Raw genomic sequence first — 16,782 nt, forward strand, 5'->3', positions numbered from 1 at the left:
AAGGAACGGTCGCTTCCTTTGTACTCACCCTCTCGGGCTTTCCTCCGGGCTTCCCTTCGGTCTTGCGTTTCCGACTCTATCAGATCTTTTCTCGATCCGATTTCCTCGGTGCTTTCCAGGTTTCCGCTCTCGCGTTTCCCTTTCCGGCGGTTCCGACTTTATCAGAGATTCTGAGCCGGATTTCCCACCCGCTTCGGGGCCGCCGGTGCACGAAGCGACCGGGTTCCCGTCGAGGTGGAGCCGTAAACGTACTGGAGCGGGGCGCCTCGATGCAAATCGAGGGACCCCGCTCCGGGTTCACACCTGTGGGAGCGTCAAACCTCCACCACGACCGGCAGGATCATCGGCCGGCGCCGGTAGTTGTCCGAGACCCACTTGCCCAGGGTCCGGCGGACCAGTTGCTGCAGTTGGTGGGGCTCGACGACCCCGTCCTGCGCCGAGCGCTCGAGCACCTCGGTGACCTTCGGGAGGACGTCCACGAAGGCCGAGTCCTCGATGCCGGAGCCGCGCGCCTGGACGTGCGGACCACCGGTGATCTTGCCCGTGGAGGAGTCCACCACCACGAAGACCGAGATGATGCCCTCCTCGCCCAGGATCTTGCGGTCCTTCAGGGCCGGCTCGCCGACGTCGCCGACCGACAGGCCGTCGACGTAGACATAGCCCGCCTGGACCTTGCCGGAGATCTTGGCCTTGCCCTGGACCAGGTCGACGGTCACGCCGTCCTCGGCGATGACGATGTGGTCGTGCGGGACGCCGGTGAGGGCGCCCAGTTCGGCGTTGGCCCGCAAGTGGCGCCATTCGCCGTGGACCGGCATCAGGTTCTTCGGGCGGCAGATGTTGTAGAAGTACAGCAGCTCGCCCGCGGACGCGTGGCCGGAGACGTGCACCTTGGCGTTGCCCTTGTGCACCACGTTCGCGCCCCAGCGGGTCAGGCCGTTGATCACGCGGTAGACCGCGTTCTCGTTGCCGGGGATCAGCGAGGACGCCAGGATCACGGTGTCGCCGTCGACGATGCGGATCTGGTGGTCCCGGTTGGCCATGCGGGACAGGGCCGCCATCGGTTCGCCCTGGGAACCCGTGCAGACCAGGACCACCTCGTTGTCCGGGAGGTCGTCGAGCGTCTTGACGTCCACCACCAGGCCCGGCGGGACCCGCAGATAGCCGAGGTCACGTGCGATACCCATGTTGCGGACCATCGAGCGGCCGACGAAGGCGACCCGGCGGCCGTACTCGTGGGCCGCGTCCAGGATCTGCTGGATCCGGTGGACGTGGCTGGCGAAGCTCGCCACGATGATCCGCTTGCGGGCGCCGGCGAAGACCTGGCGCAGAACGCTGGAGATGTCCCGCTCGTGCGGGGTGAAGCCGGGGACCTCTGCGTTCGTGGAGTCGGTGAGGAGGAGGTCGATGCCCTCCTCGCTCAGCCGCGCGAAGGCGTGCAGGTCCGTGAGGCGGTTGTCCAGCGGGAGCTGGTCCATCTTGAAGTCGCCGGTGTGGACGATCATGCCCGCCGGGGTGCGGATGGCGACGGCCAGCGCGTCCGGGATGGAGTGGTTGACCGCGATGAACTCGCAGTCGAAGGGGCCGAGGCGCTCGCGGTTCCCCTCCGACACCTCGAGGGTGTACGGGCGGATGCGGTGCTCCTGGAGCTTGGCCTCGATCAGGGCCAGGGTCAGCTTGGAGCCGATCAGCGGGATGTCCGGCTTCTCGCGCAGGAGGAACGGGACGCCGCCGATGTGGTCCTCGTGACCGTGCGTGAGGACGATGCCCTCGATGTCGTCGAGGCGGTCTCTGATCGACGTGAAGTCCGGCAGGATCAGGTCGATGCCGGGCTGCTCCTCCTCGGGGAAGAGCACGCCGCAGTCGACGATCAGCAGACGGCCGCCGTATTCGAAGACCGTCATGTTGCGGCCGATCTCGCCGAGGCCGCCGAGCGGGGTCACGCGCAGGCCGCCCTCGGGGAGCGGCGGGGGCGCACTGAGTTCGGGATGCGGATGGCTCAAAAGACTCTCCTCACCACGCGCGCCACGTACCGGTCGGGCACGTGGCGCGTATGACGTTCGTGCAGAAGCAGTTGTCGTTGTCGTGTCGCAGGCACCGGTGGCCTGCTTATTCAGTTGTGAAGCTCAGGTGCGCGGGGCGGTTGCGCGCGGCCGCGCGAAGTCTGTTGTCAGAGCTGTACCCCGCCGGCGGCAAGATCGATCTTGAGCTGCTCGATCTCCTCGGGCGAGCACTCCACCATGGGCGCGCGCAGCGGCCCGGCGGGCAGACCCTTCAGGGCGAGCGCGGCCTTGGTGGTCATGACGCCCTGGGTGCGGAACATGCCGGTGTAGACCGGGAGCAGCTTCTGGTGGATCTCGGTGGCCTTGACTACGTCGCCGGAGATGTACGCCTCGACGAGCGCGCGCAGGTCCGGGGTGACGAGGTGGCCGACGACCGAGACGAAGCCGACCGCGCCGACGGAGAGCAGCGGCAGGTTCAGCATGTCGTCGCCGGAGTACCAGGCGAGGCCGGAGCGGGCGATGGCCCAGCTGGCGCGGCCGAGGTCGCCCTTGGCGTCCTTGTTGGCGACGATCCGGGGGTGCTCGGCGAGGCGGACGAGCGTCTCGGTGTTGATCGGGACGCCGCTGCGGCCGGGGATGTCGTAGAGCATGACCGGCAGCTCGGTGGCGTCGGCCAGGGCCGTGAAGTGCCGGTACAGGCCCTCCTGCGGGGGCTTGTTGTAGTACGGCGTGACGACGAGCAGGCCGTGTGCGCCGGTCTTCTCGGCGGCGCGAGCCAGCTCGATGCTGTGGTGGGTGTCGTTGGTGCCGACCCCGGCCACCACGTGGGCCCGGTCGCCGACGGCCTCCAGGACCGCTCGTACGAGATCCGCTTTCTCCGCGTCGCTGGTGGTGGGCGACTCACCGGTGGTGCCGTTGATGATCAGGCCGTCGTTGCCTGCGTCCACCAGGTGGGCGGCGAGCCGCTGTGCGCCGTCGAGGTCGAGTGCGCCGTCCGCCGTGAAGGGCGTGACCATGGCGGTGAGGACCCGCCCGAAGGGGGTCTGCGGAGTGGAGGTCGGAGCCATGGGTTACACGCTACTCGTTGCGCATCACGTGGTCTGCCCTCGGGGTGCCGGGCAAGTCAGGACAAAAGAGGAGCCCGGCACTGCCTGCTCGGGGGTTCAAGCAGTGCCGGGTCCGTTTGATCAGGCTAGATGAACTTCTCTAAACGCCGCAATACGGACACTTCGCAAGGCTGAACCGTACATGTGTGCCGGGCGGGGGAACGGGGGTCCGTTACGGCGCCACACGCCCGTTCGCATTGAAGGCGGCGTACGTGAGCGGCATCAGCTCGCCCCACGCGGCCTCCATCTTCTCGCCGACCATCTCGATCTCCCGCTGCGGGAAGGACGGCACCTTGGCCAGCTCGTGCTGGGTGCGCAGGCCGAGGAAGTGCATCAGCGAGCGGGCGTTGCAGGTGGCGTACATCGAGGAGAACAGGCCGACCGGCAGCACGGCGCGGGCGACCTCACGGGCGACGCCGGCGGCCAGCATCTCCTGGTAGGTGCGGTAGGCCTCGCGGTACGACTCCTCCATCGAGTCGCTGACGAGCTTGTACTGCTCGGGGGTGCCCTCGACGAACCGGTACTTGCCCGGGCGGCCCTCCTGGACCAGCTTGCGGGAGGTGTCCGGGACGTAGAAGACGGGCTGCAGCTCGCGGTAGCGGCCGGACTCCTCGTTGTAGGACCAGCCGACCCGGTGCCGCATGAACTCGCGGAAGACGAAGATCGGGGCGCTGATGAAGAACGTCATCGAGTTGTGCTCGAACGGGCTGCCGTGCCGGTCGCGCATCAGGAAGTTGATCAGACCCTTGGAGCGCTCCGGGTCCCTCTGCAGCTCGTCCAGCGACTGCTCCCCGAGCGTGGACACGCGGGCGGCGAACAGTACGTCGGAGTCGGCCGCGCTGTGTTTCACCAGCTCCACCGTGACGTCACTGCGGAACTCGATCTTGATGTCATCCTCGGGGATCACGGTTTCGGTGGGCCTTCCGGTCTTGTCGTGTGGCGACGCCACTCTACCCAGTGGCGCGTTCGGGACCGCGCTGCAAGAAGTCGGTGAAACAGGGCACCTTTGAGACGGTTCGTTCGTCTCTACGGATGACAAAGATCCGTTCTGTCCCCGAAGGGAGACCCACCCCCGATGTCCGGTCGGCGTGAACCCGTCCCGTTCGCCTTCATAGCCGAAGCTGACAGGTTCCGCAGTAATGTCACTCCTCCGTCCCCTCAGCGGGCGTCCGCCGGTCAGCTGGCCGGCCGGCTGCTGCTGGGGCTCACCATCGTCGCCGCGCTCGTCGGCTCGCTGATGCTGGGGATGCCGGCGCTGAGCCTGGATCACTCCTCCACCGCGCCCGAGCATTCGCAGGCGTCCGACGGCCACTGATGCTCGCTCACGGCTGTCAGGTCGTGGGTGTGGAGCGCCGCCGTGGCCCCCAATGCTGGAGAGCCGGGGCGCGGCCGGATAGCCTCACCGGGCACAGCAGATGCCGGGATCGAGTGAGGACCAGCCGTGCCCCTGCCCTTCCTGACGGCCGACCGCGCGTTCGACACGGAGGCAGCCGACGATGTCGCGCTGCCGCATGACGACCGGGACCGCTGGCGACGCCCCTACCGGCCCGGTCCCTGGCGGGTCGGGGCGGCCGCGCTCTGCCTGCTGCTGGCCTCATATGTGCTGAGCGCCGCCGTGATCATCGCCCTGGCCGGCACCGTCGGCGGAGCCACCGCGGTCTTCGGCATCGCGCTGCTGATCGTCGCCGGTGCGGTGCGGCTGCTGCGCATGGGTGTGTGGGTGAGCGCGCGCGGGCTGCGGCACGTGGGCTTCTTCGTCACGCGCACGGTGGCGTGGGAGCGCGTGGTGCACGTGCGGACGGTGCAGCAGCCGGTGCGCTGGCTGGGGCTGCCGCGCACCGTGCAGGGGCAGGCCCTGGTACTGGCGCGCGCCGACCGTGGCGGCGATGCCGTACCGCCGTTGCTGACCACGCACAACGCGGACTTCCTGAGCCGGGCCGAGGCCTTCGACCGCGCGGCGGACGCGGTGGAGGCGTGGGCCGCGGAGAACCGCCGGGGCTGAGCGGCCACGGCCGGCGGTGAACCGTACGGCGACAACAGAAAGGGGCCGGACCGCGGGTGAACGCGGACCGGCCCCTTCGGTGTACCTGTGGCCCGCAACGCCGGGGCGGGCGTCGCGGGCGTGGCCGGGTCAGACCTGGACCGGGCGGCCCTCGTGGAGGGCTATCGCCCGCTGCATCGCCTTGCGGGCGCGAGGGGTGTCGCGGGCGTCGTGGTACGCGACGGCGAGGCGGAACCAGCAGCGCCAGTCGTCCGGGGACGCCTCCGTCTCGGCCTTGCGCCGGGCGAAGACCTCGTCCGCCGAGTCACGGTCGACGCGGCCGCTGGGCAGGCGTTTCAGCTCGTCGACCGGCAGGCCGCCCTCGGCCTCGAGTTCCGCGGCGAGGGCGTTGGCCTTGCGGACGAACTCGGTGTTCTTCCACAGGAACCACAGGCCGATGACCGGCAGGATCAGCACCGCGATGCCGAAGGTGACGGTCAACGGGGTGCCGGACTGGATGAGCATGACGCCGCGGCTGCCGACCAGAACGAAGTAGAAGACGAGGACGGCGGCCGTGACGAGGTAGGTGATCTTCGCGCGCATGAGGGTCAGAGGCTCAGTTCAGGTCCAGGAAGTGTTCCAGGCCGAAGGTCAGGCCCGGGCTGCTCACCACGCGGCGCACGCCGAGCAGGATGCCCGGCATGAAGCTGCTGTGGTGCAGCGAGTCGTGCCGGACGGTGAGGGTCTCGCCCTCGCCGCCGAGCAGGACCTCCTGGTGGGCCAGCAGGCCGCGCAGCCGGACGGCGTGCACCGGCACACCGTCGACGTTCGCGCCGCGGGCGCCGTCCAGGGCCGTGACCGTGGCGTCCGGCGCCGGGGCGGAGCCCGCCTTGGCGCGGGCCTCGGCGATCAGCTGGGCGGTGCGGGTGGCCGTACCGCTCGGGGCGTCCACCTTGTTGGGGTGGTGCAGCTCGACGACCTCGACGGACTCGAAGTACGGGGCGGCGATCTGCGCGAACTTCATGGTGAGCACGGCACCGATGGAGAAGTTCGGGGCGATGAGCACGCCCGTCTCCGGGGACTGGGCGAGCCAGCCCTTCAGCTGCGCGAGGCGCTCGTCGGTCCAGCCCGTCGTACCGACGACGGCGTGGATGCCGTGCCGGACGCAGAAGTCGAGGTTGCCCATGACCGAGGCCGGGGTGGTCAGCTCGACCGCGACCTGGGCGCCGGTCTCGGCCAGCGTCTCCAGCTTGTCACCGCGGCCGAGGGTGGCCACCAGCTCCATGTCCTCGGCGGCCTCGACGGCCTTGACCGCCTCGGCCCCGATCCGGCCCTTGGCACCGAGGACCGCCACGCGCAGCTTGCTCATCTGTTGCTTCCTTAACGGAGGTGCTAACGGAGGTGACTCAGGCGACCGCGTCGTGCAGCCGCGCGGCCTGCTTGTCCTTCAGCGGGCCGATGACCGACAGCGACGGACGCCGGCCCAGGATGTCGCGGGCGACGGAACGGACCTCGTCCGGGGTCACCGCCGCGATCCGGGTCAGCATGTCGTCGACGGACATCTGCTCGCCCCAGCACAGCTCACTCTTGCCGATGCGGTTCATGAGCGCACCCGTGTCCTCCAGACCGAGCACGGTGGAGCCGCGCAGCTGGCCGATGGCCCGCTCGATCTCGTCGTCGGACAGACCGTGCTCGGCGACGTGGTCGAGCTCGTCGCGGCAGATCCGCAGTACATCGTGCACCTGCGAGGGCCGGCAGCCGGCGTACACGCCGAACAGGCCGCAGTCGGCGAAGCCCGACGTGTAGGAGTACACGCTGTAGGCCAGGCCGCGCTTCTCGCGGACCTCCTGGAACAGGCGGGAGGACATGCCGCCGCCGAGGGCGGTGTTGAGCACGCCGAGCGCCCAGCGGCGGTCGTCGGTGCGGGCCAGGCCTGGCATGCCGAGCACCACGTGCGCCTGCTCGGTCTTGCGGTTCAGCAGCTCGACCTTGCCGGCCGCGCGGATCGCCCGGCTGCCGGCGCGCGGGCCGATCGGCTGGGCGTCCTCACTGCCGAGGGCGCCGGCCTTCTCGAAGGCGGCGCGCACCTGGCGTACGACCTTGTTGTGGTCGATGTTGCCGGCGCAGGCGACGACCAGGTGGGTCGGGTCGTAGTGCTTCTTGTAGAAGCGGCGGATGCGATCGGCGGTGAGGGCGTTGACCGTGTCGACCGTGCCGAGGACGGGACGGCCGAGGGGGTTGTCGCCGAACATCGTGTGCGCGAACAGGTCGTGCACGCAGTCGCCCGGGTCGTCCTCGGTCATCGCGATCTCTTCGAGGATCGCGCCGCGCTCGACGTCGACGTCCTCCTCGAGGATCAGGGAGCCGGTCAGCATGTCGCAGACCACGTCGATGGCGAGCGGCAGGTCGGTGTCGAGCACGCGCGCGTAGTAGCACGTGTACTCCTTGGCCGTGAACGCGTTCATCTCGCCGCCGACGGCGTCGAGGGCGGAGGAGATGTCCAGCGCCGACCTGCGGCTCGTGCCCTTGAAGAGCAGATGCTCCAGGTAGTGCGTGGCGCCGTTCAGGGCCGGGGTCTCGTCGCGCGAGCCGACGTGCGCCCAGATGCCGAAGGTGGCGGAACGGACCGACGGCAGGGTCTCGGTGACGATGCGCAGACCGCCGGGGAGGGTGGTCCTGCGGACCGTGCCGATGCCGTTCTCGCCCTTGATGAGAGTTTGGGTACGGGCGACGGCCCGCGCCTCCGAGGAGGTGCGGGCCGTCGCCTTGAAGCCACGGGACGTCACTGGTCGGCGTCGTCCTTCGCGTTCTCGTCGCCGTCCTCGCCCTCGATCACGGGAATGAGGGAGAGCTTGCCGCGGGAGTCGATCTCGGCGATCTCGACCTGGACCTTCTGGCCCACGCCGAGGACGTCCTCGACGTTCTCCACGCGCTTGCCGCCGGCCAGCTTGCGGATCTGCGAGATGTGCAGCAGACCGTCCTTGCCGGGCAGCAGGGAGACGAACGCACCGAAGGTGGTCGTCTTCACGACCGTACCCAGGTAGCGCTCGCCGACCTCGGGCATCGTCGGGTTGGCGATGCCGTTGATCGTGGCGCGGGCGGCCTCCGCCGAGGGACCGTCGGCGGCACCGATGTAGATGGTGCCGTCGTCCTCGATGGTGATCTCGGCGCCCGTGTCCTCCTGGATCTGGTTGATCATCTTGCCCTTGGGGCCGATGACCTCACCGATCTTGTCGACCGGGATCTTCACGGTGATGATCCGCGGCGCGTTCGGGGACATCTCGTCCGGCGTGTCGATCGCTTCCATCATCACGTCGAGGATGTGGAGGCGGGCGTCGCGGGCCTGCTTGAGGGCCGCGGCCAGGACGGAGGCCGGGATGCCGTCCAGCTTGGTGTCGAGCTGGAGGGCGGTCACGAACTCCTTGGTGCCGGCGACCTTGAAGTCCATGTCACCGAAGGCGTCCTCGGCACCGAGGATGTCGGTGAGGGTGACGTAGTGCGTCTCGCCCTCGATCTCCTGGGAGATCAGACCCATGGCGATACCGGCGACCGGTGCCTTCAGCGGCACACCGGCGTTCAGCAGCGACATGGTGGAGGCGCAGACCGAACCCATGGACGTCGAGCCGTTGGAACCGAGGGCCTCGGACACCTGGCGGATCGCGTAGGGGAACTCCTCGCGCGCCGGCAGCACCGGCACGAGGGCGCGCTCGGCGAGGGCGCCGTGGCCGATCTCGCGGCGCTTCGGGGAGCCGACGCGGCCGGTCTCACCGGTGGAGTACGGCGGGAAGTTGTAGTTGTGCATGTAGCGCTTGCGGGTCACCGGCGAGAGGGTGTCCAGCTGCTGCTCCATACGGAGCATGTTGAGGGTGGTGACGCCCAGGATCTGGGTCTCGCCACGCTCGAACAGCGCGGAACCGTGCACCCGCGGGATGGCCTCGACCTCGGCGGCGAGGGTACGGATGTCCGTCACCCCACGGCCGTCGATGCGCTTCTTCTCCTTGATCACGCGCTCGCGGACCAGCTGCTTGGTCAGCGCGCGGTACGCGGCGGAGATCTCCTTCTCGCGGCCCTCGAACTCCGGCAGGAGCTTCTCGGCGGCCAGGCCCTTGACGCGGTCCAGCTCGGCCTCGCGCTCCTGCTTGCCGGCGATGGTGAGCGCCTGGGCGAGCTCGGGCTTGACGGCGGCGGTGAGCGCCTCGAAGACGTCGTCCTGGTAGTCCAGGAAGATCGGGAACTCGCCGACCGGCTTGGCGGCCTTGGACGCCAGGTCCGACTGGGCCTTGCAGAGCACCTTGATGAAGGGCTTCGCGGCGTCCAGACCGGCGGCGACGATCTCCTCGGTGGGCGCCTCGGCGCCGCCCTCGACCAGCTTGATGGTCTTCTCGGTGGCCTCGGCCTCGACCATCATGATCGCGACGTCGCCGTCCTCCAGGACGCGGCCCGCGACGACCATGTCGAAGACGGCGTCCTCGAGCTCGGTGTGCGTCGGGAAGGCCACCCACTGGCCGCGGATCAGCGCGACGCGGACGCCGCCGATCGGGCCGGAGAAGGGCAGACCGGCCAGCTGCGTGGACGCGGAGGCGGCGTTGATCGCCACGACGTCGTACAGGTGGTCGGGGTTGAGCGCCATGATCGTGCAGACGACCTGGATCTCGTTGCGCAGGCCCTTCCTGAAGGACGGGCGCAGCGGGCGGTCGATGAGGCGGCAGGTGAGGATCGCGTCCTCGGAGGGCCGGCCCTCACGGCGGAAGAAGCTGCCGGGGATCTTGCCGGCGGCGTACATCCGCTCCTCGACGTCGACCGTCAGGGGGAAGAAGTCGAGCTGGTCCTTGGGGTTCTTGGAGGCGGTGGTGGCCGACAGCACCATGGTGTCGTCGTCCAGGTACGCCACGGCGGAGCCGGCGGCCTGCTTGGCCAGGCGGCCCGTCTCGAAACGGATGGTGCGGGTGCCGAAGGCGCCATTGTCGATGACGGCCTCGGCGTAGTGGGTCTCGTTCTCCACTAGTGTTTTCTCCTCGTCCTCGTCCCTCCTCGCCCGTGTGGCGGGGGGACGGTGGCGGAGAAGCGCTCCGTGCGGTGCGGGCCGGTCTTCGATCGAAGCACCCGGGATTCGCTGTCCCGGGGGCCACTACCGAGGACCGGCGGCGGCGTGGTGCGCTTCTCCTCTTCGTCTTACGCGATCAGCCCCTACCCTCCGTGGGCGGGCCTTATCACGCGGTGTCGTACGTATTGCGTTGTGCTACCACACTACAAAGGGGCAGTGACAGTGCGCACGTACAGCAAAGGGAGCGGCCCCCTTTTCCCAGGGAACCGCTCCCTTCACGGCGTCTTACTTGGCGCCCGCCGCACCACGGCGGATGCCGAGGCGGTCGACCAGCGTACGGAAGCGCTGGATGTCCTTCTTGGCGAGGTACTGCAGCAGGCGACGGCGCTGACCGACCAGGATCAGCAGACCACGACGGGAGTGGTGGTCGTGCTTGTGGGTCTTGAGGTGCTCGGTCAGGTCCGAGATCCGGCGCGAGAGCATGGCGACCTGGACCTCGGGGGAGCCGGTGTCGCCCTCCTTCTGGCCGAACTCGCTGATGATCTGCTTCTTCGTAGCGGCGTCGAGCGACACGCGTACTCCTCGATACTGTGATTGCCGCCGAGTGCCCCCGGTCTACATCTCGGGGGAGCTTCCACGACTCGGGAGGCGGGGATCCGCTGAGCGCGACCACCAGGGCCCGCGAGGGCTTCCGGGGGTGCGTACACATACGGCCGTCACTCAGGGTACCAGGCGCGGGCAGGGGTCTTCCGCCAGGTCCCGGAACCGCCCGAACGGGGGACGCGCGGCCACTAGGGTGAGGCCACTGATCGTTGCTACCTCGAAGAAGGGGCCGGTGGGGCATGGCCGAGTCGGCAGAAGAGATCAAGGCGCGCAAGGAGCGGGAGCGGGACGAGCTGTACGCGCTCGACATCTCCGGCGTCGAGTGGCACAGCGCGCCGGGCACCGAGGAGCACGAGGAGCGCGTCGAGATCGCCTACCTCCCGGGCGGCGCCGTGGCCATGCGCTCCTCCCTGGACCCCGCCACCGTCCTGCGGTACACGGATGCGGAGTGGCGCGCGTTCGTGCTCGGCGCGCGGGACGGGGAGTTCGATCTGGAGCCGACGCGGGAGGGCGGGGCGGCGAACGCCGGGTGACGGTCGACCGATGCGGGGCGGCACGCGTGGGTGCCGCCCCTTTTTCGTGCCGCGACTTCCCGTCGGACCAAGTGCCCGCTCCGATGGGCATGTTGACCGGCTTCTGACCAAAAGGAGTTCATATACGGCCATTTCGATGCCGTGTGGGGCGTCCGGGACCGGCGCCAAGCGGCGGACGGGCCTGACGAGGTGGGGTACCTGGTGATTAGGCTGGGACCGGCGCGACGTCAGAACCCGTGGAACCGGCGTCTGCGTCACAGGGGGAGGGCCGCTGATCGGACGACCTCGTTGCATTTCGGACCACTCGAACGACAAGAAATGGTCGGCCCGGCACGGCTTGAGGGTGCTCGACCACACCAGGAGGAACTGTGAGCAGCGATCGGGACGGGAACCGCGGGGGCTGGGCCACGCCCGGCGACGACCAGCCCGACGCGGAGTCCGCCATCGAGACGACGGGCGAGTTCACCATCGACTACGCGCCGCCTGCCTGGTACACGCAGAACGCGTCCGGGGGGTCGGGGGCGGGGGCCGGTACGTCCGGTTCCGGCCCGGCGGGGGCGCCGGGTGGCGGTACGGCCTCGGGGCCCGCGGCCGTTCCCCACGTTCCGCTGCCCGGGCTGACGCCGCCGCCGCACGCGGCCGGTGGGTCCGGGTCGTCCTTCACTCCGCCTCCGTCGGCGCCCTACACTCCGCCCGCCTCCGCGCCCACCCCGGCTCCGGCTCCGGCTCCGGCTCCGGCTCCGGCTCCGGCTCCGGGGGCCGCGTACACGCCGCCTCCGCCGCCCAGCGGCAGCCCGGTCGCCGTGCCCAAGCTTCCGGTGGGGAGCGGGTTCGAGCCGCAGCGGCCTCAAGCTGCCCAGGAGCCGGCGCAGAAACAGCAGGAGACGCCGGCCGCCGATCCCGCGTCGCCCAGCGCTGTGCCGAACATTCCCGTTCCGGGGTTCCAGGGGCAGTGGGGGGCCTCGGTGACTCCGGCGGCCGGTTCGGTGGACGCGGGTGGTTCGGTCGACGCGCCTTCCGGTTCGGCTGACGCGCCTTCCACCTCTGGTGGTGACGCCGGTGCGGAGTTCGGTAACGGGGACATCGAGAGCGGTGCCACCATGCGTTTCTCGTCGGTGGCGCTGAAGCGGCAGATCGCCGAGCATGCCGCGGCCGTCCAGGCCGACGCCGAGGACAAGGGCGAGGCAGAGGACAAGGCCGAGGTCGAGTCCGAAGACAAGGTCGAGGCCGAGGCAGAGGTCGAGGCAGAGGACAAGGCCGAAGTCGAGTCCGAGGTCGCTGCCGACGGGCGGTCCGACGGTGAGGAGCGCGGCGAGGGTCGCGACGACGTCCTGGCTGAGGGCACCGCGGCGGCTGACGAGAGTGCCGGCGCGGCGGACGATGAGGACGGCGCCGCGGATGCCGAGGTCGAGGAGACCGAGTCGCCGGTCGCCGACGAGACGCAGGACGACGACGAGACGCGGGACGACACTGACGCGGCCGCCGCCGAGGCGTCCCCCGAATCCGCTGAGTCCGCTCCGTCCGTCGACGAGGCCGCCGCGGACGCCGAGGCGGTCCGCTCCGACGACTCCGGTGAGTCCGACGACTCCCCCGCCGACGCTCCCGAGCAGGAGGCGCGGGCCGAGTCCGCCGACGCGGCTCCCTCCGCCGAGGCGCCGGCCGAGCCCGTACCGGCTGCCGAGGTGACCGACGAGCCGCAGGACGCGGTTCCCGCCGCGGTCCCCGGGCCGCAGGACGCGGTTCCCGCCACGGCCCCCGAGCCGCAGGACGCGGTTCCCGCCACGGTCCCCGAGCCGCAGGATGCGCCGCCTGTGGACTGGAATCCCCCGTCGGCTCCGCCGGCCGGCGTTCCTCCGCTGCCGCCGTCGTATCAGCCCGCCGCGCCCGCCTCTGCGGCGCAGTGGCCCGCGCAGTCGCAGCCGGAGCCCGTGGCCGCCGCCCCGCAGGAGCAGCCCCCGTTCCAGCCGCAGGCGCCGCAGCCCGCGCCGGGCGGCTGGAACACCCCTGCCGCGGCGCAGCCCGGCCAGCCGTACCCGCCCGCCGGATACGGCTTCCCGCCGCCCGCGCCGAACGTCCGGCCTGCCGCCAGCCCGCAGGCCAACGCCCCCGAGCAGCCCGCCGGTTACGGCTTCCCGCAGCCCGCGGCGGCCCCGGCGCCCACTCCCCCGCAGGCACCCAGCGGCTACGGCTTCCCCCAGCCCGGCGCGCCCACGCCGCCCACGCCCCAAGCGCAGCCTGCCCCGCCGGCGCCGAACACCCAGCCCGCCGACCCCGCGCAGTCGGGCGGTGGTTACGGCTTCCCGCAGAGCGGCGCGCCCGCCTCCGAGCCGAACCCGCCCGCCGGGTACGGCTTCCCGCACCCCGGTGCGCAGCCGGAGCAGCAGGCCCCTGCACCCAACTCCCCCGTACAGCACGGTGGTTACGGCTTCCCTCAGCCGCCCGCCCACCCGGGCCAGCCCGGCCAGCCCGCACACCCCGGCCAGCCCGGCCAGGCGTACCCCGGCGCGCCGGACGTCCCGCAGGCTCCCCAGGCCGCCCAGGCCCCGCAGGGCCCGCAGGCCCCGCAGCCTCCCGTCGATCCGCGGCTCGGGGCCGCCTGGCCGCAGCCCATGCAGCATGACCAGCGGCAGCCCACCCACCCCGGTGCGCCGCTCGGTTACACGGCCGCCGTGGAGCTGTCCTCAGACCGGCTGCTCAACTCCAAGAAGCAGAAGGCGAAGAGCACCCGTCCGGTCGGCGGCGGTTCGCGGTTCAAGCTGGGCGGCAAGAAGGAGGAGGCCGAGCGGCAGCGCAAGCTCGACCTGATCCGCACGCCGGTGCTGTCCTGCTACCGGATCGCGGTCATCAGCCTCAAGGGCGGCGTGGGCAAGACGACCACCACCACCGCACTGGGCTCCACCCTCGCCACCGAGCGGCAGGACAAGATCCTCGCCATCGACGCCAACCCGGACGCGGGCACCCTCGGGCGCCGGGTGCGCAGGGAGACCGGGGCCACCATCCGTGACCTCGTCCAGGCGATCCCGTACCTCAACTCCTACATGGACATCCGGCGGTTCACCTCGCAGGCGCCGTCCGGTCTGGAGATCATCGCCAACGACGTCGACCCGGCCGTGTCGACCACGTTCAACGACGAGGACTACCGGCGCGCCATCGACGTGCTCGGCAAGCAGTACCCGATCATCCTCACGGACTCCGGTACCGGCCTGCTCTACAGCGCGATGCGCGGCGTGCTCGACCTCGCCGACCAGCTGATCATCATCTCGACGCCGTCCGTGGACGGTGCGAGCAGCGCCAGTACGACGCTGGACTGGCTGTCCGCGCACGGGTACGCCGAGCTGGTCTCCCGGTCCATCACCGTCATCTCCGGGGTCCGCGAGACCGGCAAGATGATCAAGGTCGAGGACATCGTGGCGCACTTCGAGACCCGCTGCCGCGGGGTGATCGTGGTGCCGTTCGACGAGCATCTCTCCGCCGGTGCCGAGGTCGACCTCGACATGATGCGGCCCAAGGTGCGGGAGGCGTACTTCAACCTCGCGGCGATGGTCGCCGAGGACTTCGTCCGGCACCAGCAGTCGCACGGCCTGTGGACCAGCGACGGCAACCCGCCGCCGGTGGCCGCCCCGCCGTTCCCCGGCCAGGCGGGCCCCGGCCAGCCGTACCCGGGCCAGCCGGTCCCGGACCAGCACATGCCCGACCAGCACTACCCGGGTCATGCGGTCCCCGGCCAGCCGTATCCGGGTCAGCCTGCCCCCGAGCAGCCGTACCCGGGTCAGCCTGCTTCCGGCCAGCCGTACTCCGGTCCGCCGCCCGTCGCCGGTCAGCCGTTCCCTGGCCAGCAGATCCCTGGGCAGTACGTCCCCGGTCAGCCGATGCCCGGTCAGCCCGGCGCGGAGCAGTCCGCGCAGGGCCAGCCGGTCCCGGGACAGCCGGGCCAGTCCGGTCAGCCGTATCCGCAGGCCGCGCCGCAGCCCGGTCAGCCGTATCCGCAGGCCGCGCCGCAGCCCGGTCAGCCGTATCCGCAGGCCGCGCCGCAGCCCGGTCAGCCGTATCCGCAGGCCGCCGCCCAGCCGGGACAGCCCTATCCGCAAGCCGTCCCCCAGCCGGGACAGCCCTACCCCCAGGCCGCCCCCCAGCCAGGACAGCCGTACCCGCAGGCCGGTCCTCAGCCGGGACAGCCCCACCCCCAGCCCGGGCAGCCCGCCGTGCCCGCCCAGCAGCCCGATCCGCAGGCGGCCCAGCCGGGACAGCCCGGTCAGCCGGATCAGCACGTTCAGCAGCCCGGTTACCCGCCCGCCGGCTACGGCTACCCGCAGCCCCACGCCGGACAGCCGGGTCAGCAGGGACACCCCGGGCAGCCCCCGGCCCCGCCCCAGCAGTAGCCGCCGCAGGCGACAGCGGTCGCAGGCCGTGAGAAAGGGCGGCCGGTGCCTCTCAGGCACCGGCCGCCCTTCGGCGTCTTAAGGGGTCAGCGCGGCGGCTGCGACCCCGCCACCAGATCACGGCAGCGCTTCACGTCCTGCGCCATCTGTTCCAGCAGTGCGTCCAGCGTGTCGAACTTCGCCTGGCCGCGTACGAAGGCCAGGAAGTCGACGGCGACGTGCAGGCCGTAGAGGTCCAGCCCGACGCGGTCGATGGCGTACGCCTCCACCGTGCGCTCGGTGCCGTCGAACTGCGGGTTGGTGCCCACGGAGATCGCGGCCGGCATCGCCTCGCCGTTCGCGTGCAGCCAGCCGGCGTAGACGCCGTCGGCCGGGATGGCGGTGTGCGGGAGTGTCTCGACGTTGGCCGTGGGGAAGCCGAGTTCGCGGCCGCGCTGGGCGCCGCGTACGACCACGCCCTCCACCCGGTGCGGGCGGCCGAGGATCTCGGCGGCGCCCGCCATGTCGCCCTCGGCGACCAGGCGCCGGGTCAGCGTGGAGGAGAACGGCTGTCCGCCGGCCACCTCGCCGGACAGGTACAGGTCGACGACCTCGACCTCGAAGTCGTACACCTTGCCCTGTTCGACGAGGAACTCCACATTGCCCGCGGCCTTGTGGCCGAAGCGGAAGTTGGGGCCCTCGACGACCGCCTTGGCGTGCAGCTTGTCCACCAGGACCTTGACGACGAAGTCGGCGGGCGAGAGCTTCGAGAACTCCGTCGTGAAGGGCAGGATCAGCACCGCGTCCACGCCCAGGCCGGCCATCAGCTCGGCGCGGCGGTGGTGCGGGGCGAGCAGCGGCGGGTGGCTGCCGGGGCGGACGACCTCGCTGGGGTGCGGGTCGAAGGTGACGACGACGGCGGGGACGCCCAGCTCGCGGGCGCGGTCCACGGCGTGCTGGATGATCAGCTGATGGCCCCGGTGCACCCCGTCGTAGGAGCCGATGGTGACGACGCTGCGCCCCCAGTCCTGGGGGATGTCCTCCAAGCCACGCCAGCGCTGCACTGTGACCGCTCCTCGAACCCGTGTCCGTGTCTACGTCCTTACGCAGGTCTAAGGGTGCCATGCCGTGCCCGCCCTGCCTGCATCGGCATCGTC

13 protein-coding genes are annotated in these 16,782 nt (G+C 70.7%); 4 read left to right on the forward strand and 9 right to left on the reverse strand.

From position 1 onward, the window contains the following. Positions 1–314: 314 nt before the first annotated feature. The 3 genes from ACZ67Q_RS38495 to thyX form a co-directional block, all read right to left on the reverse strand. Positions 315–2,000, reverse strand: coding sequence for a ribonuclease J (locus ACZ67Q_RS38495; protein ID WP_471192016.1), 1,686 nt, complete (start codon positions 1,998–2,000; stop codon positions 315–317). A 167-nt stretch (positions 2,001–2,167) separates the two neighbouring features. Beyond that, complete coding sequence (gene dapA, locus ACZ67Q_RS38500) at positions 2,168–3,067, reverse strand: 4-hydroxy-tetrahydrodipicolinate synthase (protein ID WP_471192019.1); 900 nt, start codon at positions 3,065–3,067, stop codon at positions 2,168–2,170. 211 nt (positions 3,068–3,278) lie between these two features. Then, positions 3,279–4,013, reverse strand: a complete 735-nt coding sequence (thyX, locus tag ACZ67Q_RS38505) for an FAD-dependent thymidylate synthase (RefSeq protein WP_471192022.1) — start codon at positions 4,011–4,013, stop codon at positions 3,279–3,281. A gap of 168 nt (positions 4,014–4,181) precedes the next feature. On the opposite strand from thyX, the gene ACZ67Q_RS38510 reads away from it, so the two are divergent. Further along, the gene (locus ACZ67Q_RS38510; protein ID WP_471192025.1) at positions 4,182–4,421 is read left to right on the forward strand and encodes a hypothetical protein; all 240 of its coding nucleotides are present in this window, start codon (positions 4,182–4,184) and stop codon (positions 4,419–4,421) included. A gap of 126 nt (positions 4,422–4,547) precedes the next feature. After that, positions 4,548–5,108, forward strand: coding sequence for a hypothetical protein (locus ACZ67Q_RS38515; RefSeq protein WP_471192028.1), 561 nt, complete (start codon positions 4,548–4,550; stop codon positions 5,106–5,108). A gap of 129 nt (positions 5,109–5,237) precedes the next feature. Here ACZ67Q_RS38515 and ACZ67Q_RS38520 read toward each other — a convergent pair whose 3' ends face one another. The 5 genes from ACZ67Q_RS38520 to rpsO form a co-directional block, all read right to left on the reverse strand. Next, complete coding sequence (locus tag ACZ67Q_RS38520) at positions 5,238–5,690, reverse strand: tetratricopeptide repeat protein (RefSeq protein WP_361638688.1); 453 nt, start codon at positions 5,688–5,690, stop codon at positions 5,238–5,240. 13 nt (positions 5,691–5,703) lie between these two features. Further along, positions 5,704–6,456, reverse strand: coding sequence for a 4-hydroxy-tetrahydrodipicolinate reductase (gene dapB, locus ACZ67Q_RS38525; RefSeq protein ID WP_471192031.1), 753 nt, complete (start codon positions 6,454–6,456; stop codon positions 5,704–5,706). Positions 6,457–6,493: 37 nt separating this feature from the next. Then, on the reverse strand, positions 6,494–7,873 hold the full coding sequence (locus ACZ67Q_RS38530) for a M16 family metallopeptidase (protein WP_471192034.1): 1,380 nt from the start codon (positions 7,871–7,873) through the stop codon (positions 6,494–6,496). Further along, positions 7,870–10,089 (reverse strand): polyribonucleotide nucleotidyltransferase, encoded by a 2,220-nt coding sequence (locus ACZ67Q_RS38535; protein WP_471192037.1) that lies wholly within the window; start codon positions 10,087–10,089, stop codon positions 7,870–7,872. Before ACZ67Q_RS38535 ends, ACZ67Q_RS38530 begins: the two co-directional genes overlap by 4 nt. Positions 10,090–10,416: 327 nt before the next feature. Further along, positions 10,417–10,704: a 30S ribosomal protein S15 gene (gene rpsO, locus ACZ67Q_RS38540; RefSeq protein ID WP_028802543.1), complete on the reverse strand. Its 288-nt coding sequence runs from the start codon at positions 10,702–10,704 to the stop codon at positions 10,417–10,419. A 269-nt stretch (positions 10,705–10,973) separates the two neighbouring features. On the opposite strand from rpsO, the gene ACZ67Q_RS38545 reads away from it, so the two are divergent. Together ACZ67Q_RS38545 and ACZ67Q_RS38550 are read left to right on the forward strand one after the other, a co-directional pair. Further along, positions 10,974–11,267 carry a DUF397 domain-containing protein gene (locus ACZ67Q_RS38545; protein ID WP_471192042.1) on the forward strand — a complete coding sequence of 98 codons (294 nt, stop codon included), beginning with the start codon at positions 10,974–10,976 and terminating at the stop codon, positions 11,265–11,267. Between the two features lie 368 nt (positions 11,268–11,635). Continuing rightward, positions 11,636–15,646, forward strand: coding sequence for an SCO5717 family growth-regulating ATPase (locus ACZ67Q_RS38550; protein ID WP_471192044.1), 4,011 nt, complete (start codon positions 11,636–11,638; stop codon positions 15,644–15,646). An 86-nt stretch (positions 15,647–15,732) separates the two neighbouring features. Here ACZ67Q_RS38550 and ACZ67Q_RS38555 read toward each other — a convergent pair whose 3' ends face one another. Then, positions 15,733–16,689 carry a bifunctional riboflavin kinase/FAD synthetase gene (locus ACZ67Q_RS38555; RefSeq protein WP_471192047.1) on the reverse strand — a complete coding sequence of 319 codons (957 nt, stop codon included), beginning with the start codon at positions 16,687–16,689 and terminating at the stop codon, positions 15,733–15,735. Positions 16,690–16,782: the final 93 nt, after the last annotated feature.

It is taken from the genome of Streptomyces sp. NPDC036813 (assembly GCF_055609245.1).